Annotated in this window: 23 protein-coding genes; 16 read left to right on the forward strand and 7 right to left on the reverse strand. The window is 69.9% G+C overall.

The window, feature by feature from the left end; genetic code table 11:
- The first annotated feature begins 91 nt into the window (after positions 1-91).
- The 5 genes from FHX33_RS13165 (at position 92) to FHX33_RS13185 (ending at position 4,502) form a co-directional block, all read left to right on the forward strand.
- Positions 92-1,024, forward strand: coding sequence for a carbohydrate kinase family protein (locus tag FHX33_RS13165; protein ID WP_021763965.1), 933 nt, complete (start codon positions 92-94; stop codon positions 1,022-1,024).
- On the forward strand, positions 1,021-2,472 hold the full coding sequence (locus FHX33_RS13170; protein ID WP_021763966.1) for an MFS transporter: 1,452 nt from the start codon (positions 1,021-1,023) through the stop codon (positions 2,470-2,472). The genes FHX33_RS13165 and FHX33_RS13170 overlap by 4 nt, the downstream gene beginning before the upstream one ends.
- 98 nt (positions 2,473-2,570) lie before the next feature.
- Entirely contained in the window at positions 2,571-3,479 is a 909-nt protein-coding gene (locus tag FHX33_RS13175; protein ID WP_021763967.1) for a pseudouridine-5'-phosphate glycosidase, read from the forward strand.
- A gap of 74 nt (positions 3,480-3,553) precedes the next feature.
- Positions 3,554-4,159: a phosphoribosylanthranilate isomerase gene (locus tag FHX33_RS13180; RefSeq protein WP_021763968.1), complete on the forward strand. Its 606-nt coding sequence runs from the start codon at positions 3,554-3,556 to the stop codon at positions 4,157-4,159.
- A gap of 43 nt (positions 4,160-4,202) precedes the next feature.
- The gene (locus tag FHX33_RS13185) at positions 4,203-4,502 is read left to right on the forward strand and encodes a hypothetical protein (RefSeq protein ID WP_021763969.1); all 300 of its coding nucleotides are present in this window, start codon (positions 4,203-4,205) and stop codon (positions 4,500-4,502) included.
- Positions 4,503-4,508: 6 nt separating this feature from the next.
- On the opposite strand, the gene FHX33_RS13190 is transcribed toward FHX33_RS13185, so the two are convergent.
- Positions 4,509-4,679, reverse strand: a complete 171-nt coding sequence (locus FHX33_RS13190; RefSeq protein WP_021763970.1) for a hypothetical protein — start codon at positions 4,677-4,679, stop codon at positions 4,509-4,511.
- A gap of 185 nt (positions 4,680-4,864) precedes the next feature.
- A complete protein-coding gene (locus FHX33_RS13195; RefSeq protein ID WP_081704027.1) occupies positions 4,865-5,506 on the reverse strand; it encodes a TetR/AcrR family transcriptional regulator in 642 nt (213 codons plus the stop codon).
- Positions 5,507-5,602: 96 nt separating this feature from the next.
- Here FHX33_RS13195 and FHX33_RS13200 point away from each other — a divergent pair, with 96 nt between their 5' ends.
- Positions 5,603-6,928, forward strand: coding sequence for an MFS transporter (locus tag FHX33_RS13200; protein WP_021763973.1), 1,326 nt, complete (start codon positions 5,603-5,605; stop codon positions 6,926-6,928).
- A gap of 26 nt (positions 6,929-6,954) precedes the next feature.
- Here the strand turns inward: FHX33_RS13200 and FHX33_RS13205 are convergent, their stop codons facing one another.
- The 3 genes from FHX33_RS13205 to FHX33_RS13215 form a co-directional block, all read right to left on the reverse strand.
- Entirely contained in the window at positions 6,955-7,260 is a 306-nt protein-coding gene (locus FHX33_RS13205) for an NIPSNAP family protein (RefSeq protein ID WP_021763974.1), read from the reverse strand.
- Positions 7,261-7,315: 55 nt separating this feature from the next.
- A complete protein-coding gene (locus FHX33_RS13210) occupies positions 7,316-9,187 on the reverse strand; it encodes an alkyl/aryl-sulfatase (protein ID WP_021763975.1) in 1,872 nt (623 codons plus the stop codon).
- A gap of 65 nt (positions 9,188-9,252) precedes the next feature.
- A complete protein-coding gene (locus FHX33_RS13215) occupies positions 9,253-10,515 on the reverse strand; it encodes an MFS transporter (RefSeq protein ID WP_338092032.1) in 1,263 nt (420 codons plus the stop codon).
- 55 nt (positions 10,516-10,570) lie between these two features.
- On the opposite strand from FHX33_RS13215, the gene FHX33_RS13220 reads away from it, so the two are divergent.
- Positions 10,571-11,524, forward strand: coding sequence for an ArsR/SmtB family transcription factor (locus FHX33_RS13220; protein WP_021758596.1), 954 nt, complete (start codon positions 10,571-10,573; stop codon positions 11,522-11,524).
- A 27-nt stretch (positions 11,525-11,551) separates the two neighbouring features.
- On the opposite strand, the gene FHX33_RS13225 is transcribed toward FHX33_RS13220, so the two are convergent.
- Together FHX33_RS13225 and FHX33_RS13230 are read right to left on the reverse strand one after the other, a co-directional pair.
- The gene (locus tag FHX33_RS13225) at positions 11,552-12,046 is read right to left on the reverse strand and encodes a hypothetical protein (RefSeq protein WP_021758594.1); all 495 of its coding nucleotides are present in this window, start codon (positions 12,044-12,046) and stop codon (positions 11,552-11,554) included.
- Positions 12,043-13,026 (reverse strand): AraC family transcriptional regulator, encoded by a 984-nt coding sequence (locus tag FHX33_RS13230; RefSeq protein WP_021758592.1) that lies wholly within the window; start codon positions 13,024-13,026, stop codon positions 12,043-12,045. The genes FHX33_RS13225 and FHX33_RS13230 overlap by 4 nt, the downstream gene beginning before the upstream one ends.
- 262 nt (positions 13,027-13,288) lie before the next feature.
- Here FHX33_RS13230 and FHX33_RS13235 point away from each other — a divergent pair, with 262 nt between their 5' ends.
- The 9 genes from FHX33_RS13235 to FHX33_RS13275 form a co-directional block, all read left to right on the forward strand.
- Entirely contained in the window at positions 13,289-13,549 is a 261-nt protein-coding gene (locus tag FHX33_RS13235; protein ID WP_039921274.1) for a hypothetical protein, read from the forward strand.
- Complete coding sequence (locus tag FHX33_RS13240) at positions 13,546-13,881, forward strand: hypothetical protein (RefSeq protein ID WP_021758588.1); 336 nt, start codon at positions 13,546-13,548, stop codon at positions 13,879-13,881. The genes FHX33_RS13235 and FHX33_RS13240 overlap by 4 nt, the downstream gene beginning before the upstream one ends.
- 238 nt (positions 13,882-14,119) lie before the next feature.
- Positions 14,120-15,205 (forward strand): nitrilase-related carbon-nitrogen hydrolase, encoded by a 1,086-nt coding sequence (locus tag FHX33_RS13245; protein WP_039921269.1) that lies wholly within the window; start codon positions 14,120-14,122, stop codon positions 15,203-15,205.
- A 111-nt stretch (positions 15,206-15,316) separates the two neighbouring features.
- A complete protein-coding gene (locus tag FHX33_RS13250; protein ID WP_021758584.1) occupies positions 15,317-16,414 on the forward strand; it encodes a sugar ABC transporter substrate-binding protein in 1,098 nt (365 codons plus the stop codon).
- Positions 16,415-16,515: 101 nt separating this feature from the next.
- Positions 16,516-18,024 carry a sugar ABC transporter ATP-binding protein gene (locus tag FHX33_RS13255; RefSeq protein ID WP_021758582.1) on the forward strand — a complete coding sequence of 503 codons (1,509 nt, stop codon included), beginning with the start codon at positions 16,516-16,518 and terminating at the stop codon, positions 18,022-18,024.
- 55 nt (positions 18,025-18,079) lie between these two features.
- Positions 18,080-19,147 (forward strand): ABC transporter permease, encoded by a 1,068-nt coding sequence (locus tag FHX33_RS13260; protein ID WP_021758580.1) that lies wholly within the window; start codon positions 18,080-18,082, stop codon positions 19,145-19,147.
- Between the two features lie 55 nt (positions 19,148-19,202).
- Complete coding sequence (locus FHX33_RS13265; RefSeq protein ID WP_021758578.1) at positions 19,203-20,210, forward strand: LacI family DNA-binding transcriptional regulator; 1,008 nt, start codon at positions 19,203-19,205, stop codon at positions 20,208-20,210.
- Positions 20,211-20,227: 17 nt separating this feature from the next.
- Positions 20,228-21,169, forward strand: a complete 942-nt coding sequence (locus FHX33_RS13270) for an aldo/keto reductase (protein ID WP_021758576.1) — start codon at positions 20,228-20,230, stop codon at positions 21,167-21,169.
- 45 nt (positions 21,170-21,214) lie between these two features.
- Positions 21,215-22,543 (forward strand): GMC family oxidoreductase N-terminal domain-containing protein (locus FHX33_RS13275; RefSeq protein ID WP_183428606.1); only part of this gene is annotated, 1,329 nt, incomplete at its 3' end.

The following is a 22,543-nucleotide window of genomic DNA, read 5'->3' on the forward strand; positions in this document are numbered from 1 at the left end:
GAGCCTATCAATTGGTCGTCTTTTCCGCCTTGGTCGAATCACCAAGCGTCATTAGCGTTGACCTCGCTCGAACGAAAGAACAGAGGCAAGGATGCTGGCTGTAGTAGGTGACCTGGTGGAAGACATCGTCGTGTGGCCGAGTGGCGCACTGCGACGAGGGACGGACAACCAGGCCGAGATCTATCGCACCCGGGGCGGGTCGGCGGCGAACGTCGCCGCGTTCGCCGCGGGGCTCCACCCGACCCGCTTCATCGGCTGCGTCGGCGACGACGCGACCGGCGAGAACCTGGGCCGCGTGCTGTCGGAGTCCGGGGTCGACGTGCGCGTGCAGCGCCGCGGGACGACCGGCACGATTGTCATCCTGATCGAACCGGACGGGGAGCGCACGATGCTCCCGAACCGCGGGGCGGCGACGAAGCTCGAGCGCGTCGCGGACGCGTGGCTGGACGGCGTGGAACTGCTGCACATCCCCGCCTACTCGTTCGACGGGGACCCGGTGCGGCAGAGTGTCGAGGCGATGATCGACGTCGTGCGGGGGCGCGGCGGGCTCATCTCGGTCGACGCCTCCTCGACCCAGGTCATCGAGACGTTCGGCGTGCAGCGGTTCCGCGACTACCTCGAGCGCATCGCCCCGGACTTCCTCATCGCGAACGGCGACGAGGCCGAGCTCCTGGGCTTCGGCAGCGCGGACGCCACCGCGGAGAACCTGCGCCGCAACCCGTCGACGACCTTCGTCCTCAAGGCGGGCGCGCAGCCCACCCGGGTGCTCTCCGCCCATGCCGAGCCGCTGACGGTCGACGTGCCGCCGGTCACGGTGATCCGTGACTCCACGGGAGCGGGCGACGCGTTCGCCGCCGGCTTCCTCACCACCTACCTCACCAGTCGCGACCTCGTCGCCTCCTGCCGCGGCGGCCACCGCAGCGCGCAGGCCGTCCTCGGCTCGCCGGGCGCCACCACCCCCATCCCCGTCGTCGGCGCGTCCACCCCCGGTGCGCCGGCGCCCAGTGCAAGGACGAAGCAATGACGCAACTCCATCCCGCGGACACCTCCGCACCGACCGGGTCCGCCTCCATCAGGCGGATGGTCTTCGCCCTGCTGGTGGCGTGCGCCGCCTTCCAGCTCAACGCCAGCATGCTGGCGCCGGCCCTCGTCACGATGGCCCACGAACTCGACGTCAGCGAGGCCAGTGCGGCGCTCGCGCAGACGGTCTTCTTCACCGCGACGGCGGTGTTCGGGATCTTCCTCCCCCGCTGGAGCGACATCGTCGGCCGCAAGCGCATCATGCTCCTGATGCTGGCGGCGATGACCGTCGGCAGCGTCGTGGCCGCCCTCGCGCCGACCCTGCCGATCCTGCTCGTGGCGCGGGCGCTGCAGGGCGCCTCGGGCCCGATCGTCGCCGTCAGCCTGCTCATCCTGCGGGCCGAGGTGAAGGACGCGCGCCGGTACGGCTACCTCATGGGGCTCGTCGCCGCCGTCAACGGTGGAATCGCCGGGGTGGATGCCATCGCCGGCGGGTTCATCACCAGCCTCTGGGGATTCCGGCCGATCTTCTGGGTCATCACCGTGCTCGGCGTCCTCGCGCTCGTCTTCACCCGCTCGTGGACTCCCGAGTCCCGTCCGTCCGCCCGCGCGCGGATGGACTGGTGGGGCGTGATCACGCTGGTCGGCGCGATCCTGTCGTTCCAGCTCGCGATCAACGAGCTGCAGCAGCTGGGCGACGCGAACTGGTGGCTGATCGGCGGACTCGCCGTCCTCGGTCTGGTGTTCGGCGCGGCTTTCCTCACTGTCGAGCGCATCGTCCCCGTTCCGCTCGCATCGATCTCGCTCCTCAAGCAGCGCTCGGTGTGGGCGCTGCTGCTCACGACATCGCTCACCATCGCCGGGGTGGTCCCCGTCGTGAACGCGGTGGCCCTCTCGCTCGCGCAGAACCCGACGAATGGGTTCGGGCTGGCTGCGGACACGACCTCGCTGATCCTGCTCACCCCGTACGCGCTGCTGGGCTGGATCGTCGGTCCGTTCGCCGGGCGGCTCGCGCCGGTGGTGGGCTACCGCACGATCCTGCGGGTCGGACTGGCCGGGTCGGTGCTCGGCATCGTCGGCCTGGGCTTCCTCGGCACGCAGAGCCTCCCCTTCCTCATCGGCGCGGTGCTCTTCCTCGGCGTGGTCTACGCCGGGATGGCGAACATCATGCTCAACGGCCTCGGCGTCGTGCTGAGCCCGCCCGAGAACCCCGGGTTCCTGCCGGGCCTGAACTCGGCGGCCTTCGGGTTCGGCGCCGGTATCGGCTTCACGGTGATGCCCGCACTCCAGATGCTCGGCAGCGGTCCCACCGGAGTGCCGACCCACCTCGGCTACAGCGTCGCGATGTTCGCCGCCGCCGGGATCACCGCCCTGGCGCTCGCGGTCTCGCTGCTGCTGCCGAAGCCCCGCGGGGTCGAGCTGAACACGACCTCGGTCTCCGCCGTCCACTAATTGTTAAAACCTATCAATCGTCGAACATTTGCTTGTTGATCCGGCCTAATAGCGCACCCGAGACTGGCATCACCACCGCAAGAAAGCAGGAAGACACCATGAGCTCCATCCGCATCTCCGACGAGGTCCGCGAGGCCGTCGCCGCCGGCCGGCCCGTCCTCGCCCTCGAGTCGACCATCTTCACCCACGGGCTGCCCCGCCCCCGTAACCTGCAGGTCGCGACCGAGTCCGAGGCCCAGCTGCGCGCCTCCGGCGTCACCCCGGCGACGATCGGCGTCGTCGCCGGCGAGCTCGTCGTCGGGCTGTCGTCCGCCGAGATCGAGCTGCTCTCCAACGACGACTCCGTCGTCAAGGCCTCGATCCGCGACCTCCCGATCGCCGCCGCCAAGCAGCTCAACGCCGGCACGACCGTCGCCGCGACCGCCTACGCGGCGCACGCCGCCGGCATCAAGGTGTTCTCGACCGGCGGTCTCGGCGGGGTGCACCAGGGCGCCGCCCAGACCTTCGACGAGTCGGCGGACCTCGGCGCCCTCGCGACCCTGCCCATCGTCGTCGTGAGCGCGGGCGTGAAGTCGATCCTCGACATCGGCCTCACCCTCGAGCGGCTCGAGACGCTGAACGTGCCGGTCGTCGGCTGGAAGACCACCGACTACCCCGGCTTCTACATCACCGACTCCGGCTTCGACATCGAGTACTCGGTGGACAGCACGGACGAGATCGCGAGCATCGCCGCCAGCCGCGACGAGCTGGGGCTCGCCTCCACGGTGCTCGTCGCCAACCCGATCCCCGCCGAGAAGCAGCTCTCGCCCGAGAAGCTCGAGCAGGTGCTCGTCTCCGCGCACGCCGCGGCGGCCGACGCGAACATCGTGGGTCACGACACCACGCCGTTCCTGCTCGACTACATCCAGCGCGCCACCGGCGGCGAGAGCCTCGAGGTCAACATCGACGTGTACCGCAACAACGTCGCGCTGGGTGCGGAGATCGCCCGCTCGATCAGCGCCCGTTAGGCTACGGAATCGGCCAGGCGCGACGGCCTCGCCCCGACCGGGGCGGGGCCGTCGCTCATGAACGAGGAGTCCCGATGTACGTGAAGATCTGCGGTCTCTCCACGATCGAGTCGGCCAGGGTCGCGCTCGACGCCGGTGCGGACGCCGTCGGCGTGGTCATGAGCAGACGCAGCCGTCGCACGGTCTCCGCCGACGTCGCGCGCGAGATCGCCGGCTTCGTCGGGGGCGCCGCCGACGTCGTGCTCGTCGTGGACGAGCTCCCCGCGGTGGAGGCGGCTTCCGTCGCTGGTGGGATCGGCGCCGACGTGGTCCAGCTGCACGGCACTGGGTACCGACCGGACGACGTCGCAGCGGCCGCCGGTGCCGGTCTTCGCGTCTGGCGCGCGACCTCCGTCACCTCGGCCGACGAGGTCGACGTCGGATCCTGGGGCGAGGAAGCCCTCCTCCTGGACTCACCCGACCCCGGCTCCGGCCGCCGCTGGGACTTCGCCGTGCTCGAGGACCGACCCCTGCGCGGCCGGTGGATGCTCGCGGGCGGACTCGACCCCGAGAACGTCGCGGAGGCCGTCGCCTCCGCGCGCCCGTGGGGAGTCGACGTCTCGAGCGGCGTCGAATCCGCGCCCGGGGTCAAGGACCTCGACCGCATCCGCGCCTTCGTCGCGGCGGCGAAGACGGGCTGAATGTTACATTCGACGTCGGGCTGGAATCGAGCGTGGAGGAAACATGGCGAAGCCGCTGCAGGAACTGACCGCCGCCGATCTGGCGTCGGTGCTGTCCGTGATAGCGCATCGTCAAGCCAGCGATGGCTCGCGCGAGTCGTGGGACGTCTCGCTGTTCACTTCGAGGTCGGATTCACCGATTGCCACAGACGTCGTCGGTCTACCCAGCCCCGTCTCTGAGGACCTCGTCACCGAGCATGTCGTCTTCGTGCTGGGCAGAGAAGGTGTGAAGCTTGAGCTTCCGTGGCGTACCCGTCGCGAGGGCTACTTCATGTCAGGAGTATCCGCGCCCGAGGCTGCCTGAGGCCCATCAGTCTCCTGAGTACGCCCCGCCCAGGATGTCCCCGATCAGCGTCGGCCCGGTCGGCTCCCAGCCGAGCAGTTCGCGCGTGCGTGCGCTGGTGCCGGTCATGGTGGCGCCGAAGAAGTGGCCGACGACGCCGAAGTGCGCGGTCGCGTCCGCCGGGTCGATGGAGGTCACGGGCAGGCCGAGAGCCTCGCCGAGCGCCTCCGCGCGCCCTTGGGGAGTCGACGTTTCCAGCGGCGTCGAATCCGCTCGGGGTCAAGGACCTCGACCGCATCCGCGCGTTCGTCGCGGCGGCGAAGGCGGCCCGAACCAGACCAGGGTCGTCTCTCGCGTGGGCGCCCCGCAGCACTCGCTCGTGCCTAGGCCTGCGAGCCGAATGCGGCGAGGAAGGTCGCGACTCCGGCGCGCACCGAGCCGTCGAGTTCGGAGCTCGTGATGCGGCGGGTGCCGTATCCGCTGGCGGGGAGGGCGCCGTCCGTGACGAGCGCCATGAAGTGAGAAGCTGCGCGCTCCGGGTCGGGGAGTCGCAGGAGGCCGCGCGCACTGTACTGCGCGAGCTTTCCGGCGAGCTGATCGAGATTCGACGCGCGGGACCGCTCCGACGTCTCGTCGAGTTCCGGGAAGCGCGAGCGCTCGCCTGCCTGGAGGCGGAGGATGGCCGACCCCTCCTCGTCGGTGACGCATTCCACCAGCGCGTGCCCGAGGGCGACGAGCGTGCGCTCGAGGTCGTCCGGTCGCGGATCGGCCGCCTCGATCGCCCGCTGGACCCGGTCTCGGGATCGCAGCGCACCGGTGGTCCACGCGCGGACGAAAAGCGAGCGCTTGTCACCGAAACGGTTGTACACCGTGGGCTTCGCAACTCCCGCGGCGCGGGCGATGTCGTCCACGCTGGCATCGGCGTAGCCGGATCTGCCGAACTCCGCGAGCGCCGCCGTCAGGATGGCGGCCTCGCGGTCCGCCACGGCGCCACCTGTGCGTCGCGAGGGAGGCGGGGTTGTCATGCCTCGATGCTACTCGAGGGTTGCGAAGAGTGAACCGATGTGTATATTGAACTCGTGAGTTTAATAATCTTGTCGCGACGATACAGCCTCGGTCGGGTGGCGGCACTCCTCATCCCGGGAGGGATCCTCGCCCTGCTGAGTGTGACCGTCGCCGGGGTGATGATCCCCTCGATGCGGGCCGAGTTCCCCGCCGCGGGGGAAGCCGTCCCGTGGGTCACCACCGTCTATCTCCTGGTCAGCGCGACGGCGATCCCGGTCGGCGGCTGGGCCGGGACGAGGTTCGGCGTCCGGCGAACATGGCTCATCGCGCTCGCCGTGTTCGCGGCCGGTTCCCTAGCGAGCGCCGTCGCCCCCGACGTGTCCCTCCTCATCGCGGCGCGTGCCCTGCAGGCTGCCGGCGGCGGAGTGCTCGAGCCCTTGATGCTCACCGCGCTGGCGCGTGCCGCCGGGCCGGCACGGATGGGGCGGGTGATGGGGGGTGTCGCGGCGGCGATGTCGATCGGCCCCCTGGCCGGTCTTGCCCTGGCGGCCGCGGTCGTCACCCTCGCCGGCTGGCGGACGGTGTTCCTCGTCATCGCCGCGGTGGCGGCCGTGCTTCTCGCGTGCGCGGCGCTGTGGCTGCCGACGGGAGCGGATACTGAGGGCGACGGGTCGCGACGGCTCGATGGCCTTGGTCTGCTTCTGCTGATCGCAGGAGTCGTCGGCATCCTCGTCGCGCTCGGCCAGTCCGTGCTCTGGGCGGGCATCGCCGGTGTCGCGGGTCTCGGCGGGTCGATCGCGTGGATGCGACTCCGCGGGGACGAAGCCTTGATCCCGCCGCGGACGTTCCTGCAGCGGGGATTCGGTCCGGCCGTCGTGATCATGGTCGGCCTGGGTGCGGCGATCTTCCCACTCTTCTTCGCCGTCCCGCAGTACCTCGGTGCTGTAGTCGGCGTGCCGGTCGTCGCCGCGGGCTCCCTCCTGATCCCGTACGGGATCGGGACGGTGATCGCGATGCCGGCCGTCGGGGCCCTCAGCGACCGCATCGCGCCTCGCAGGCTGGTCACCGTCGGGGCGGGGGTCGCGGCCCTGGGGTTCGTCGGACTCGTCGTCGCTCCATCGCTGCCCGTCGCGCCGGTGGCTCGAGGAGCCCTTCTCGTCGGGAGCCTGCTCCTGGTGGGGCTCGGTCTCGGCGCCGTCGGGAGCCCGACCGTCGCCACGCTGTACCGCGTCCCCCCACCCGACCTGCTCGGCACGGGATCGACGGTGCTGTTCGTCGGAAATCAGATCGGGGGCGCTGCAGGTGTGGCCGTGGTCGCCGCCCTGATCGGTTCCGACGGTTGGACCGTTACTGACGGCGCCGTCCCGCTTCTGCTCCCGCTGGCCGCTGTGGCGCTCATCGCCGTGCTGGCGCAGCGGCTCCCCGCGCCGACGCCGGCGTGACACCGGCGGTCCGATCGGGATGCGTCCTACTCGAAGACCGGCGTCAGGAAGCGGCGCTCGTAGCGGCGGATGCAGCCGGTCTCGCGCGCGAACTGGAAGGCCTCCTGGCATTCGGGGTCCGTCGCCGATGCCTCCCGGTACCGCTCGTACTCCGCCAGCGACGGGAAGGTGAACAGCGCGAACGCCTCGTCGCTGTCGCCTTCGCTGGGCATGAAGTACCCGTGGTGGTCGCCGCCGAGCCTGTTGACGAGGCGGATCCAGCGCTGCCCGTAGTCGGTGAACTCCGCCAGCTTGTCGGCATCGATCTCGTAACGCAGGTGGACGGTGATCACGGGTGCTCGCTCTCGTCGGCAGGCAGGGACGACCTCATCCTGACAGAGCGCGGGATCACGGCGTCACGATGTCGAACCCCGTGTCTCCCTGGTCGAGCACACCGAGCAGCGCCTGGAGGGCGCCCTGGTCGCCGGCGAGCTCGATCCCGGGGCCGGCCAGATCCCCTCCGGCGAGCTGGATGAGTCGCGGCTTCGTGAGCGTCAGGTGCACGTCGGCATCGGCGTCCGCGGGCTGCCGCGTGTAGATGAGCACCCCGTTGTGGAGTTCGAGCCGGTAGTTCGCGTCCAGGTCGGTGAGGGTGACGTCGATGGCGAGCGTCAGATCCCACGCCTTCGGCCCGTCGACGGAGAGGGAGAGGGAGTCGAAGAGCTGCTCGGGCGTCAGCTGGGCGACGATCGCCGGCGAGGCCGCGACCGTCGGTGTGCCGAAGTTGCCGTCGCGCAGCTCGGTCGCGCCGGAGAGGAAGAAGTTGCGCCAGGTGCCGTTCTCCGCTCCGTACGCGAGCTGTTCGAGCGTGTCGGCGTAGAGCTCGCGTGCGGCCGCGTGGCCGGCATCGGCGAAGACCGCATGGTCGAGCAGGGTCGCCGCCCAGCGGAAGTCCGCGGCGTCGAACGCGGTCTGCGCGAGCTCGACGACGCGGTCGACCCCGCCGAGCGCCTCCACGTACCGGGCGGCGAGCTCCGTCGGCGGGTGCGGCCAGAGCCGGGCCGGGTTGCCGTCGAACCAGCCCATGTACCGCTGGTAGACCGCCTTCACGTTGTGGCTCACCGACCCGTAGTAGCCGTGCGCGTTCCACGCCTTCTCGAGCGCCGGGGGCAACTGGAACATCTCGGCGATCTCCGGCCCGGTGAACCCCTTGTTCAGGAGGCGGAGGGTCTGGTCGTGCAGGTAGGCGTACAGGTCGCGCTGGGTCGCCAGGAACTCGACGATGCGGTCCGACCCCCAGGTCGGCCAGTGATGCGAGGCGAACACGACATCGCTGCGGTCGCCGAAGCTGCCGATCGCCTCGGTGAGGTAGATCGACCAGATGTGCGGGTCGCGCACCAGCGCACCGCGCAGGGTGAGGAGGTTGTGGAGGGTGTGCGTCGCGTTCTCCGCCATGCACAGAGCCCGGAACCGGGGGAAGTAGAAGTGCATCTCCGCCGGGGCCTCCGTTCCCGGTGCCAGCTGGAACTCGATCTCGACGCCGTCCACGGTGAGGGTCTCGCCCGTCTCGGTGATGGACACCGTGGGCGGGATGATCCCGACCTCGCCGATCGAGGTCGTCTGGCCGAGGCCCGCACCGACCTGGCCCTGCGGCCCGCGGGCGAGCGCCGCCCCGTACATGTAGCCGGCCCGGCGGCCCATCGCGACGCCCGCGTACACGTTCTCCTCGACGGCGTGCCCGAGGAACCCGTCGGGGGCGATGATCTGTACGCGCCCCGCATCCACGTCCTCCACGCTGGTCACCCCGAAGACCCCGCCGAAATGGTCGACGTGGCTGTGGGTGTAGATCACCGCGACGACCGGGCGCTCGCCGCGGTGCTCGCGGTAGAGCGCCAGCGACGCAGCAGCCGTCTCCGTGGAGATCAGCGGGTCGATAACGATGACGCCGGTGTCGCCCTCGACGAACGTGATGTTGGACAGGTCGAATCCGCGCACCTGGTAGATGCCCTCGACCACTTCGTAGAGCCCGTGCTTGGCCACGAGTCTGGACTGCCGCCACAGGCTCGGGTTCACCGAATCGGGTGCGGCGCCGGTGAGGAAGTCGTAGCTGCTGAAGTCCCAGACGGTCCGCCCGTCGGCCCTCGTGATCGTCGGTGCGTCCACCGTCCCGAGGAACCCGCGATCGGCGTCCTCGAAGTCGGTCTCGTCGTCGAACGGCAGAGACTGCAGCAGCGCCGCGTTCGCCTTCCTGATCGCGTCGGTCGGCGGCTTCTGCTCCATGGCGTCCCCATCCACTCGTCTGATGGGACCGACTCTGTACCTCGTGTCGTCGCCGCGGCAAGGGGTCACGTGAGCCGGCGGCGCCGTTCCACCGGGGACAGCCGCGTCAGCGCCCGCACCCCCAGCGCCGATCCGAGGAAGACGGCGGCGAGGGCGATCCAGCCCGGCATCCCGTGGTCGAGGGCGGTCGCGGTGACGACCAGCGGCGCCAGCATGCTCCCGAGCGAGAAGCCCATGGCGAAGACCCCTTGATACGCGCCCGGGCGCGCTCGGTCGGCGAGCTCGAAACTGAGACTCCAGGTGCCTGCCGACGACAGGATCTCTGCGAACGTGTGGAGGAGCACGGCGGCGAGGAGGAGCGCCACGGCGAGCGGTGCGACGACCCCGGCCGACCCGCCGTACGCGACGCACGCAGCCGCCATCAGCGCACCGGCCAGCCCGGTCATGCTTCCGGCGCGGCGGAGGTCCTCGGATCCGCGCGACAGCGGGATCTGCAGCAGGATGACTCCCGCCGTGTTGACGATGAGAGCGATCGAGACGATGACGTGGGGCGCTCGCGTGTCCGAGACCACCCAGATCGGGAGGCCGACCTCGGCCACGCCGAACTGCATCGCGAAGACGCCCGCGAGCAGTGTGAGCGCGAGGTAGCGCGGGTCGCGGAACGGCGAGCGGCCCAGCGGAGCGGTCGCGCGTGGGCCGGCGCCGGCGGGGGAGGCCGCGTGGCCGTCGAGGGAGCGCGGGAGGGCGAGCAGCGTCACCGCTCCGGCCAGCGTGATGCATCCCGCGACGAGGAAGGCGACGCGGTAGGCCGCCGGCGTGCCGATGAGCACGGGGACGCCGGCTGCGGCCGATCCGATAGCGATCCCCAGGTTGGCGGCGGTGCGCAGGATCGCCCGCGTGCCCGCCCGGGAGGCGCCCTCGAAGGCGCGCGCCACGATCGCGGAGCGGACCGCGTTGGAGGCACGGTTGGCTCCGATGGTGAGGGAGGCGACCGCGGCCACGACGGCGACCGCCGGGGACCACGTGAACGCGATGAGGGCGCATCCCTCGACCGCGACGAGCGCGACGAGCAGCAGGCGGGCCGAGACGCGGTCCGCCAGGTGGCCCGCGACCACCGACGTGAGCACGCCGACCCCGCTGGCAATGGTGAGGACGACGGCGACGACGGTCGTCGACAGCCCCGCGGACAGGGTCAGGTAGAGGATCGACAGGGTGAGGAACACGCCGCGCCCGAGGGCGTTCACGAGCGCGGCGGACACGAGGATCCGCAGCACAGGGTCGGCGAGAGCGGAGGGGACGGGCGGGCGGAGGCGCGGGAGGCTGGACACCCGTCCGTTATTCCAGCGACGGCGCTCGCAGCGAACTGATGTAGCGTATTGCTTCATGCTGACGTACGAGCTCGACGAGGACGACGTCGGCGCGGTCCGCCTCGCACTCTCGCCGCTCTGCGAGCTGGGGCTCTCGATCCGGGCGCTCACGCGGCCCGAGCTGTACCCCCTCCAGCTGCCGTGGGTCCGGCTCACAGAAGAGGCCCGGCACGAGCTCGACCAGGATGCCCTGCTCGCGCTCGTGAACGACGGCCTCTCCACCCCCGACTTCCTCAACCCGCGGCCGACCTCCCCGCTCACGCGCATCGACGACGAGCTCGACGCCCTGCGCCACCTCGACGCCGACCGCTTCCGGCAGCAGCTCGTCGAGGTGCACGGCGAGCTGCCCGCGCCGTTCCGCGGCGACCCGCGCCAGGCGATCGATCGCATGGTCGACGCGCTCGCCGAGTACTGGAGCGTCGCGTTCGCGCCGCACTGGCCGCGCATGCGCCGCATCCTCGAGGCGGACATCGTCTACCGCGGCCGCGAGGTCGCCCGGGCCGGCCTCACCGGCATGCTGAACGGCATCTCCCCGAACCTCCGCTTCGCCGACCGGGTGCTGTCCGTCACGCTGCACACCCGCCTCCACCGGCACGAGGTGATCGGCGGCCACGGCCTGACGCTGGTCCCGACGATGTTCTCCCGCCGGGTCTCGGCCCCGATCGCGGCAGGCGAGCCCCCGATGATCCTCTACGCGGCCCGCGGCCAGGGCGTGATGTGGGAGGTCGGGGAGGCCGTCGACGATCGCGCCCTCGTCGCCCTGATCGGCCGCACCCGCACGACCCTGCTGCACGCGATCGCCGAGCCCGCGTCGTCGACCGAGCTCGCCGCGCGCTTCGGCGTCACCACCACCGCGGTCAACCAGCACCTCCGCGCGCTGAGGGATGCACGGCTCCTGACGTCGGCGCGGTACGGGCGGAGCGTGCTCTACTTCCGCACCGACCTGGGGAACGCCCTGCTCGGCGGCTGACGGCGCGGCGCGGCGGCCCTGCAGTGCTCAACCGCCGGGAGGCACCTCGGGCTCCGGGCTGCCGTCGACCGTCCCGATCGTCCAGGACCGGTGGTCCTGATCCCAGTACATCCACCAGCTGCACGAGCCCGCGCGCGGGACCGTGTACGCCGGCTGGCCGTCCGCGACGATGAGCACCGCCTGTGGACCGTCCCCCTCGCTGAGGTTCGGGTGGATGCGCGAATCGCGCTGGCCCGCGCACAGGCCCATCACTTCGTCGACCTCGACTGCCGGGGAACCGGGTACCAGTCTGTCGACGGCATCCCGATCGCCCGCCTCCAACGCCCGCAACAGGCGGGGCGCGAGTTGCGCGGCGCTGTCCCGCGGCGGCACCGAGCCGCTCGCGACCTGATCGGAGAAGTATCCGGAGGCCATCAGATAGGCGAGGTACCCGGCACCGGCCAGCACCAGCACGGCGAGACCGACCGTGATGGCGATCGGGAGGCGGCGACCGGGGGCGGTCCGGGATACCCGCGCCGTCATCGGCGCAGAGTCTCCGACGGGCGTTCGCCGAACGCGCGGGAGTACGCCCCGGCGAATCGGCCGAGGTGCACGAAGCCCCACCGCGCGGCGACCTCGGTCACGCTGACCGAACCGGGCTCCGCCGCGGACAGGGTGTCGCGGACCTTCTCGAGCCGGAGGGCGCGGAGGTACGCCATCGGCGTGGTGTCGAGCGACCGGCGGAAGCCTTCCTGCAGGCTTCGGACGCTCACGGAGACGGCCGCCGCCAGCTCGGCGACGGTCCACGGATGCGCGGGGCTGTTCCGCAGCAGGTCCACCGCCCGCGAGACGGGCCCGCCCCCCGCTGCCGGAGTCGGGATGGCGAGCCGGGTGGAGTAGTTGTGGGGCTGTGAGAACAGCAGGCTGTGCACCAGCACCTGCTCGAAGCGCTGCGCGGCCAGCGGGTGGGCCAGCGCTCCGCCGTCCTGTGCGGAGGCGTGGTCGATCATCCGGAGCGTCTGCATCACCAGCCGGCCGCCGGGGGTCGACAGGCTCAGTTCTGCCGAGAATTCCAGGGGGCCGGCGGCGCGGGAGCCGAGCAGGTGCTCGAGCTCCCGCTGCAGTTGATCGCGCGGGATCATCAGGGCGAGCTGGGAGAACCGTTCGCCGCAGTCGAGCTCGACCGGCCGCCCGGGCATGAAGATCGCGGCCGTCTGGGGAGTGCCGTAAACCGGAGTCGACAGGGCTGCTCGCATGGTCGCGCGGCCGCCCACCGGGATGTCCACGTGGTAGTTCTCCGCCTCCGCGGTCCTGATGCGCACGGCCTCCTCGAACCGCATGAAACCGCAGGTGGTCCGGCCCACCGTCACCGCGTTGAGCTTCAGGTCGATGACGCTCGCGGGAGCCGCCGAGGGGAAGTCCACCGGCAGGAAGACGTCGGACAGGGCATATCGCGCCTGCTCGACACCGCGTCCCGCCGCGATGCGGCGGCTGCCGAACATCTCGTTCACGTCGGATCGCATTCCGCGATTGTATGCGTCGGATCTCGACGCCGGACGACCCGTCCGCGCACATCGGACAGGACTCCGCGCCGACCGGATATCGATGCCGGAGCGCCGTGCATAACGTGAAATCGTCACCGCCTCCCCGGACGGCGACGATCTCCGGTGATCCTCCCCTTCGGGTGGGGAGGGTCACCGGGGCCCTCCCACCCGTGCACCCGCAGGCACCGAACCACCCCGAGGCGGCAGCACATGCACCACCGAACCGCACGCGAGACGTCCCATGGCTGAGCCGGACGTGCCGAGACGTCCGCGCCGGTGCGTGCGATGCGGTGCGGCGGTGCGGGTCGTGGCCAATCCGTACTACGGCGTGGGCCTGGCGGTCCATCGCCAGCTGTCCAGCTGCACGCGGTGCGACCTCGTCGAGTTCATGCCGGCCGGGCGGGACGGCGACGAAGTCCCCGCTCGGGGCGAGGTGCTCCGGTCGTCGCGCTGGCAGCGGCTGCGCTGGAGCATCGTGCGCCTGCTCCGGCCGGGCGGATGACGCACGAGTCCCACTTCGTCGACGCCGACTCGTGGGTCGCCGCGGTGGATCACGTCGTCGGGCACCCGGCCGCGCGACCGATCCTGGACGAGACCGGGATGGAGCCGGGCACCCTCCTCGCCGTCGCGCGGGTGGAGGCCGTGCGGGCGGACGCCGGCGGCATCGCCCTGCTGAGCCACGAACAGCTCGCGGAGTGCACGGGCCTGCCGCGTGCGACCGTCCTCCGCGCACGCCTGGCGCTGATCGAGTTGGGGCTCGAGCATCTGGCGACCGCGCCGGGTGCGCCGGGGACCATCCGGCGGCTTCTCTGCCTCCACTGCGCAACCGCGTGAGTGCGCTCACTTGAGCCGATTCTATCAACCACCCAGGGTCGGCGGTGGCGATCGACCGTGACATGCTCGCGCGATCGAAAAGGCATTTGACCAGGAATTTACTGCATTTACGATATCCGCCACCGAAGGTCGACCCGACTCACCTCAGCAACACCAACGAGCCGAAAACTCCCGTTTGACAGAATCTGATAGTGCGCTAACATGAACGCACGAACCCCAATCAACAAAGGAGTTGGACGTGACTGAGCCGTACACAGTCGTAGCGCTCTCGCCGCTGCAGATCCCGATCGTCGAACCGGAGGACGCGCTGAAGAACACCAAGCGCATCATCTCGTTCATGAAGACGGCGGTCGGCGTGGCCGCGACCGAGGGCCACCCGGTCAAGCTGGTCGTCATCCCCGAGATGGCGATCCAGGGGATGCACATGGCATTCACTGCGGGCAACCGCGAGGCGGAGAAGAAGTTCGCCCGGACGATCCCCGGACCGGAGACCGACGAGCTCGGCAAAGCCGCTCGTGAGCTGAACACCTACATCGCCGGCGAGCTCTACCTGGTCGCCGACGACGACTTCCCGGACCGCTACTTCAACTGCGCGTTCATGATCGACCCGAACGGCGACGTCATCTACCGTCGCGCGAAGGCGACCAGCGACGGCTTCGAGGGCGGCACCCTCGGCACCACCAACCCGCACGACCTGTGGGACGAGTGGATCCAGAAGAAGGGCGACGGCAACGTGATGGACGCCATCTACCCCGTCGCGAAGACCCCCGACATCGGCAACATCGGCTACGTGATCTGCCACGAGGGCGCGTACCCCGAGATCGCCCGTGGCCTGGCGATGAACGGCGCCGAGGTCATCATCCGCGCGACCCTCATCGAGCCGCAGACCTCGCAGGGCATGTGGGAGGTGCAGAACAAGGCGCACGCGCTGTTCAACAACGCGATCGTGGTCGCTCCGAACCTCGGCCCCGAGCTCGGTCCGGACGGCGTCATCAACGACCTCTTCGGTGGGCGCTCGATGATCGTCAACCAGCGCGGCAAGATCATCACGGAGACCCCGGGAGTGACGGCGGGCGACACCTTCGTCAGCACGACGATCGACATCGACGCCCTGCGGCGCGACCGCCAGGCGAACGGCGTCTTCAACGGCTTGAAGGACCTGCGCACGGAGCAGTACGCGGCGATCTACGAGAAGCCGATCTACCCGAAGAACCAGTACCTCGACGCCCCTCCCGGCGAAGGCTGGCTCGCCCGCGAGCGCGAGACGCGCGCCCGCAACATCAAGCTGCTCGAGGAGCGCGGCGTCTTCACGCCGCTCGACTGAGCCCCCCTGTGTGGCGGTCCCACCCCGAACGGGGCCGCCACACTCTCCCCCGGCACCACCTGCACCACCCAGCTGTCCCCAGCACCGATCACCTCACAAGGAAGTGGAACAATGATCAGTCCCAACAGCACCACGAAGCGCACCCGCACCCGATCCCTGCTCGCCGTCGCCGCCCTCTCCGCGGTCACCGCCCTCCTGTTCACCGGATGCGCCCGCGGAGGAACCGACGGTTCCGCCGCCAGCGACGCGGACAAGAAGACGGGCAAGGGTCTCGTCATCGGCTGGAGCCAGCGCGGCATCAGCGGAAGCGACTGGTGGAAGACCCTCGTCGAGGGGGGCCAGGCCGAGGCGAAGAAGCTCGGCGCGACCATCCAGCTCCTCGACGCGAACGGGGACACCGTCCGGCAGAACGCGGACGTGCAGACCCTGATCACGAAGAACGTCGACGTCGTGATCATGAACCCGAACGACCCCATCGGAGTCGGGTCCTCCGTGGCGGCACTGCAGAGCGCGGGCGTCCCCCTCGTCACCGTCAACTCGAACCTCGACCCGTCGCTGGTCAAGGACATGTACTGCTACGTCGCCGAGGACCAGGGGTACACGGGCTCGCTCGCGGGCGAGGTCGCGGCGAAGAAGGCCATCGCCAAGTTCGGCGAGACCGGTGAGATCAAGGTCGTCGGCATCGGCGGCTTCCCGGGCGACGTGCTCAGCGACCTGCGGTTCAACGGGTTCATGAAGGGCTACGAGAGCGTGATGAAGGCCTACCCCGGCATCACGACGAAGAAGCTCGAGACCAAGTACGGCGAGTGGAAGCCCGACAAGGCGCTCGCCCCGATCCGCGACGTCGCCACGGCCAACCCCGACCTGAAGATCGTCTACAGCATGAGCGACGTGATGGAGGGCGGCATCGAGCAGGGCCTCCAGCAGGCCGGCATCTGGGGCGACGGCGTCATCGTCGCCGGGTACGACGGCGGGATGAACGTCGTGAAGGAGATGGTGGACAACCCCACCGGTCCGCTCCAGGCGACCGCGTCCAACCAGCCCTGGGACCAGGGCGTCGCCGCCGTGAAGATGGCCGTCGCCGCCTACAACGACGACAAGACCGCGTGCCCGAAGAAGGAGGTCTACATCAAGACCACCGTCGTCACGCCGGAGAACGCCCAGCAGTACTACAAGCCCGGCGACACCTACGTCCGGGCCAACGACTAGGCACCTGCGGGTACCACGAGGAGTCGCTGCGCCCGATGTCATCGGTTCGGGCGCAGCGACCGGTTCACACGACCACGTCACGAAGAAGTGCAGAGGAAAACATGGACGAGCTTCAGCTCGACGGCATCACCAAGGGCTACCTCGGCGTCCAGGCGCTCAAGGGGGTCAGCCTCTCGGTCAAGCGGGGCAGCATCCACGCCCTCGCCGGGCAGAACGGCGCCGGCAAGTCGACCCTGGTGAAGATCCTCTCCGGGGCCGAGACGCCCGACGGCGGGACCATCCGCCTGGGTGGCGAGGTCGTGAAGTTCCGGGAGCCCACGGACGCGCAGAACGCGGGCATCCACACCATCTATCAGGAGCTGAGCCTCGTCCCGTCCCTCTCGGTGGCGGAGAACATCTTCCTCGGCACGCTTCCGACCAAGGGGACCGTCGTCGACTGGAAGGAGATGCAGGCTCAGGCACGGGATGCGCTCGCCCGCGTCGGATTCGACCTCGACGTGCGCCAGCCGGTCTCCTCCTTCTCGGTGGCCGAGCAGCAGGCCGTCGAGCTCGCCAAGGCGTTGCACAAGGACGCTCGGATCCTCCTGCTGGACGAGCCCACCTCCACGCTCCCGCTCCCCGATGTGGAGCGCCTCTTCACCGTGCTGCGCCGGCTCGCGGCCGAAGGCGTGACCCTGCTCTACATCTCGCACCGCATGGACGAGCTGTACAGTCTGTGCGACGCGGTCACCGTGCTGCGCGACGGCGTCGCCGCGGCCGATCTGACCACGGCGGACACCCGGCCGGCCGACGTCGTGACGGCGATGGTCGGCAAGAGCCTCGAGGGCTCGATCGCGGATGCCGCCCTGCGGGGCGAGCGCAGCCCGCGACTGGGTGCCGGACGCACCGACACGGTCCTTCTCTCGGCGCGGGGCCTCGGCGAGGACGACCGGGTCGCGGACGTCGACTTCGACCTCTATCAGGGGGAGGTGCTCGGCATCGCCGGCCTCATCGGCTCCGGTCAGTCCGAGCTGGCGAGCCTCCTCGCCGGTGCGCGCAGGAAGACGGACGGCCACCTCGTGATGGACGACAAGCCTGTCGCCTTCGCATCCCCGCGGGACGCCATCCGGCGCGGGATCGGCCTGCTGCCTCAGGACCGCAAGACGCAGGGCTTCATCCCCGATATGGGCGTCGCCGGCAACATCACGCTCGCGAGCATGCCGATGTTCAGCAGGCTCGCGGTCATCGACCGCAAACGGGAGAAACGTGCCGCCCAGGACATGGTGACGAAGCTCGGCATGAAGGTCTCGAGCGTGAACCAGCCGATGAAGACCCTGAGCGGCGGGACGCAGCAGAAGGGCATCCTCGCCCGCTGGCTGGTGCGCTCGTCGCGCCTCCTGATCTGCGACGAGCCCACTCGCGGTGTCGACGTCGGCGCCAAGGAGGACATGTACGAGCTGATCCGCGACTTCGCCCGTTCCGGCGGGACGGTGATCATCGCGAGCTCCGAGATCTCGGAGGCGATGATGTGCGATCGCGTCCTCGTCATGGCCCGCGGCCGCGTGGTCGCCGAGTTCGACCACGACGAGATCGATCCGCAGGGGCAGCGGATCCTCCAACTGCTGGCCTGAGCCGCGCCCGAATCCAGAGAACCCACCTGACGGAAACCCAACGACGGGAAAGACAATGTCGAACAAGACCCTCCACGAGCCGGAGAAGACCAGCGGCTCGCCTTCGGCTCCGCACGCGCGCTCGACCTGGGGAGGCATGCTCAAGCGCATCCTGCCCAAGAGCTACCTGCTGCTGGTGCTCGTCGTCATCATCGTGATCGGGTACTACGTCTCGGCCGACTTCCTCACGCTGCGGAACGCGGAGAACGTCATCGCGGCCGCCTCCATCGTGGCGGTGCTCGCGGTCGGTCAGTTCTTCGTCATCCTCACCGGCGGCATCGACCTCTCGGTCGGCTCGATCCTGGCGATGTCGACCGTGATCGTCGCACTGACACTGCAGGCCGGGATGGCCACCGGCCTCTCGGTGGCGTTCACCTTGTTCTGCTGCGGGATCGCGGGGCTGGTGAACGGCCTGCTCGTGGTGTGGTTGCGCATCCCGCCGTTCATCGCGACCCTCGCCATGATGAGCGCGGTCAAGGGTTTCAGCTACATCATCCAGTCGACCAGCCTGATCCAGATCACCGACCAGACGTTCATCGACCTGTTCGCCCGCGGGACGAGCCTCGGCCTCCAGAACCCCGTCATGATCTTCCTCGTCGTGATGATCCTCGCGGCGCTGGTGGCGAAGTTCACCACGTTCGGCCGCTCGCTGTACGCGATCGGCGGCAATCCAGAGGCCGCCCGTCTCTCGGGGCTGCCGGTGGCCCGCAACCTCATCATCACGTACACGATGTCGGGCCTGCTCGCCGGCCTGGCCGGTCTCATCGCGGCGGCGCAACTCCGGCAGGGCAGTTCGCTCATCGGTGTCGGCTACGAGCTGGACGCGATCGCCGCCGTGGTCGTGGGCGGCGCCTCCCTCATGGGCGGCAAGGGCGATCCCATCAGTGCCGTGATCGGCGTGTTCGTCCTGGCCACGATCATCAACGTCATGAACCTGGTGGGCATCTCCTCCGAGCCGCAGCTCGTGATCAAGGGCGCGGTGATCGTGATCGCCGTCTTCCTCTCCAGCGCGGGAGGCGTGCAGCGCATCTCCGGGTTCTTCCGGTCGCACTTCGGCCGTCGCACCCCGCGGGCAGCGAGCTGAGCCCGTGTCGGCGCCTTCGAGCAACGCAGAGCAGTCGACCACTCGCGGCGCCAGGATGATCGATGTCGCACGTCTCGCCGGTGTGTCCCAGCAGACCGTCTCCCGCGTCGTCAACGGGAGCCCCAACGTGGCTCCCGAGCTCCGGGAACGCGTGGAGCTCGCCGTCCGGCAGCTGCGGTACCGGCGCAATCCGGCCGCGCGGGCACTGGCGAACGGGCGGACGATGAACCTCGGCATCGTGAGCTTCGGCCTCGCCCAGTACGGCCCGTCGGTCGCCCTCAGCGGCATCGCCGACGAGGCCAGGAGCGAGGGATACGCGACCAACCTCGTGACCCTCGGTGACGTGGACCGCGCGGCGATGAAGGCGGCGCTCGACCACCTGGCCGAGGACGCGGTCGACGGGATCGTCGTCCTGGCGCCGGTGCAGGCCGCGCTCGAGGCGATCTCGGGGCTCGAGGCCGACGTGCCGCTCGTGTTCTTCGAACCCGGGGCGCCCGACGGGACCGTCAGCGTCGCGACGGACGAGATCGGCGGCGCGGAGCTCGCCACCCGGCACCTCCTGGACCTGGGGCACGACACGGTCTGGCAGGTCGCCGGACCGCCCGGATGGCTCGGTACCGACGCCCGCCTGCGGGGCTGGTCCCGCGCCCTCGCGTCGAGCGGCCGGGTGACGAACCCGGTCTTCACCGGCGACTGGACCACACGCTCGGGATACGACGCCGGATGCCGGATCGCACGCGACCCGCGCATCACCGCCGTGTTCGTTGCCAACGACCAGATGGCGCTCGGCGTCGTCAAAGCGCTCGCGGATCACGGAGTATGCGTGCCCGAGGACGTCAGCGTGGTCGGCTTCGACGACGTGCCCGAGTCCCGGTACTACCGGCCGGGACTCACGACCGTCCATCTCGACTTCGAGGAGGTCGGCCGGCTGGCCGTCGACCGCATCCTGCACCTCATGCGCGGCGGACGGGCCGACGCGCTGCCGCGTGTGCTGCCGACGCTCGTCGTCCGCCAGAGCACCGCGCCGCCCTCCCGCACCCCACGAACCATCAACCCCACCTGACAGAGAAAGCGAAGCGCATGACCATCACACAACTCGGGCGCACCGGTCTGACCGTCTCCGACGTCTGCGTCGGGACGAGCGCCCTCGGCAGCTTCCCGGCCCAGTACGGCTACGAGGTCGACACCGAGACCGCCGTCGCGACCATCCACCGGGTCTTCGAGGGCCCCTTCACCTTCATCGACACGTCGAACGAGTACGGAGGCGGCGAGAGCGAGAAGCGCATCGGCCAGGCGATCCGCGAGCACGGGGGAGTCCCCGAGGGCGTCGTCGTGGCCACGAAGGTGGACCCGCTCCCGGGCACGACCGACTTCTCCGGCGACCGCGTGCGTCGCTCGGTGGAGGAGAGCCTCGACCGGCTCGGCCTCGACCGGCTGCCGCTGGTCTACCTGCACGACCCCGAGAAGATCACCTTCGAGGAGGGCGTCGCGCCGGGTGGGCCCCTGGAGGCGCTGATCGCCCTCCGCGATGAAGGCGTCATCGGCCACCTCGGCGTCGCCGGCGGCCCGATCGACCTCGAGCTCCAGTACCTGGCGACGGAAGCCTTCGACGCTGTCATCAGCCACAACCGCTTCACCCTCGTCGACCAGTCGGCGGAGCCGCTGCTCGACGACGCCCAAGCGCGCGGCGTCGCATTCGTGAACGCGGCCCCGTTCGGCGGCGGGATGCTCGTGAAGGGCCCCGACGTGGTCCCCACCTACTGCTACGCCCCCGTCTCCGACGAGGTCCTCGACCGGGTGCGGCTGATGGAGGCCCTCTGCGCCGAGCACGGTGTCCCCCTCGCCGCCGCCGCGCTGCAGTTCTCCCTGCGCGACCCGCGTGTGACCTCCACGATCGTCGGCATGTCGGAGCCGAAGCGCGTGGAGCAGACGGTCGAGCTGGCCGGCTTCGAGATCCCCGATGCGCTGTGGGATGCGCTGCTGCCGATCGCGCGCCGGGGTCGCGCGGGTGTGCTCGCCTAGTCGGTCCGTCCAGAACCAGATCCGTCCAGAAGGAAAGGACACAGAATGACCACCCTCAAGAACCCCGAGCCCGTCGACGTCGTCATCGTCGGCGCCGGTGCCGGCGGGGCGACCGCCGCCAAGGTGCTGACCGAGGCCGGGCTGCGCGTCGTCGGTCTCGAGCGCGGACCGTGGCTGAAGCCCGAGCACGCGTCCGGGGACGAGCTCAAGTTCCTCAACCGCAACTTCATCTGGCAGGACCCGAAGCTCAAGCCGCGCACGTACCGCCAGAACGACAGCGAAGAGGCTGTCATCACGAACTTCTCGGCGACCCCGCAGGTCGTCGGGGGCGGGACCACGCACTGGGGCGGCATGGTGCCCCGGATGACGGTGAACGATTTCCGTCTGCGGTCCCTGCACGGCGACGTCGAGGGCGCGAGCCTCGTCGACTGGCCGATCAGCTACGACGATCTGGAGCCGTATTACACCCGCGTGGAGTGGGAGTTCGGCACCTCGGGCCTCGGTGGCGCCAACCGATGGGAGGGGCGTCGCACCCGCGACTACCCGACCAAGCCGGCCCCGCTCAGCCAGATCGGGCGCAAGTTCGCCACGGCCATGAACTCGATGGGGCACAGCACATTCCCCATGCCGCAGGGGATGGTGACGGAGCCCTACCGCGGGCGCGAGCCGTTCAGCGAGAACGGCTTCTGGCAGCAGTACCCCGACCCGGGCACCGGCAAATCCTCGACGCTGATCAGCTTCATCCCGGATGCCGTGAACACCGGCCTCTACGACCTCCGTTCCGACTGCTACGTCAGCGAGATCCTGGTCGACAAGACGGGCAAGGCGACCGGTGTGCGATACCAGGACGAGAACGGCAACGAGTTCGTCCAGAACGCCAAGGCCGTGATCGTCTGCGGCGGCGGCATCGAGACCCCGCGTCTGCTGCTCATGTCGAAGTCGGCCCTGTTCCCCGACGGCCTCGGCAACGGGAGCGGGCAGGTGGGCAAGAACGCGACGTTCCACCAGTACTCGTTCTCGGTCGGCCTGTTCGACAAGGAGCTGCACGACCCGCTCTACGGTTGGTCGGGCCACTACATGAACCTGTGCTCGTTCGACTTCTACGAGACGGACGAGTCGCGAGGGCACATCCTCGGCTCGCTGATCTTCCCGTCGATGCTCGGCCACCCCGTGAACTGGAGCTTCCCGGGCCGCCCCACGTGGGGCCAGGCCGCGAAGGACGCCGACCGCGACCTGTTCAACTACAGCATGAAGATCGGGATCCTGCTCCACGATCTGCCGGTCGAGTCCAACCGCGTCGACCTCGACCCGACGGTGAAGGACGCCTGGGGCCTCCCGGTCGCCCGCATCACCCACACGCCGCACGCGAACGAC

This window comes from Leifsonia aquatica (assembly GCF_014190775.1).
In the GTDB taxonomy this organism is placed as follows: domain Bacteria; phylum Actinomycetota; class Actinomycetes; order Actinomycetales; family Microbacteriaceae; genus Leifsonia; species Leifsonia aquatica.

Excerpts from the sequence above, each read along its gene's own strand:
- FHX33_RS13240 (WP_021758588.1), top strand. The coding sequence starts at position 13,546 with ATGACGCACGAGTCCCACTTCGTCGACGCCGACTCGTGGGTCGCCGCG.
- FHX33_RS13220 (WP_021758596.1), top strand. The coding sequence starts at position 10,571 with ATGCTGACGTACGAGCTCGACGAGGACGACGTCGGCGCGGTCCGCCTC.
- FHX33_RS13260 (WP_021758580.1), top strand. The coding sequence starts at position 18,080 with ATGTCGAACAAGACCCTCCACGAGCCGGAGAAGACCAGCGGCTCGCCT.
- FHX33_RS13265 (WP_021758578.1), top strand. The coding sequence starts at position 19,203 with ATGATCGATGTCGCACGTCTCGCCGGTGTGTCCCAGCAGACCGTCTCC.
- FHX33_RS13165 (WP_021763965.1), top strand. The coding sequence starts at position 92 with ATGCTGGCTGTAGTAGGTGACCTGGTGGAAGACATCGTCGTGTGGCCG.
- FHX33_RS13270 (WP_021758576.1), top strand. The coding sequence starts at position 20,228 with ATGACCATCACACAACTCGGGCGCACCGGTCTGACCGTCTCCGACGTC.
- FHX33_RS13225 (WP_021758594.1), bottom strand. The coding sequence starts at position 12,046 with ATGACGGCGCGGGTATCCCGGACCGCCCCCGGTCGCCGCCTCCCGATC.
- FHX33_RS13255 (WP_021758582.1), top strand. The coding sequence starts at position 16,516 with ATGGACGAGCTTCAGCTCGACGGCATCACCAAGGGCTACCTCGGCGTC.
- FHX33_RS13230 (WP_021758592.1), bottom strand. The coding sequence starts at position 13,026 with ATGCGATCCGACGTGAACGAGATGTTCGGCAGCCGCCGCATCGCGGCG.
- FHX33_RS13170 (WP_021763966.1), top strand. The coding sequence starts at position 1,021 with ATGACGCAACTCCATCCCGCGGACACCTCCGCACCGACCGGGTCCGCC.
- FHX33_RS13235 (WP_039921274.1), top strand. The coding sequence starts at position 13,289 with ATGGCTGAGCCGGACGTGCCGAGACGTCCGCGCCGGTGCGTGCGATGC.
- FHX33_RS13185 (WP_021763969.1), top strand. The coding sequence starts at position 4,203 with ATGGCGAAGCCGCTGCAGGAACTGACCGCCGCCGATCTGGCGTCGGTG.
- FHX33_RS13180 (WP_021763968.1), top strand. The coding sequence starts at position 3,554 with ATGTACGTGAAGATCTGCGGTCTCTCCACGATCGAGTCGGCCAGGGTC.
- FHX33_RS13250 (WP_021758584.1), top strand. The coding sequence starts at position 15,317 with ATGATCAGTCCCAACAGCACCACGAAGCGCACCCGCACCCGATCCCTG.
- FHX33_RS13210 (WP_021763975.1), bottom strand. The coding sequence starts at position 9,187 with ATGGAGCAGAAGCCGCCGACCGACGCGATCAGGAAGGCGAACGCGGCG.
- FHX33_RS13175 (WP_021763967.1), top strand. The coding sequence starts at position 2,571 with ATGAGCTCCATCCGCATCTCCGACGAGGTCCGCGAGGCCGTCGCCGCC.
- FHX33_RS13195 (WP_081704027.1), bottom strand. The coding sequence starts at position 5,506 with ATGACAACCCCGCCTCCCTCGCGACGCACAGGTGGCGCCGTGGCGGAC.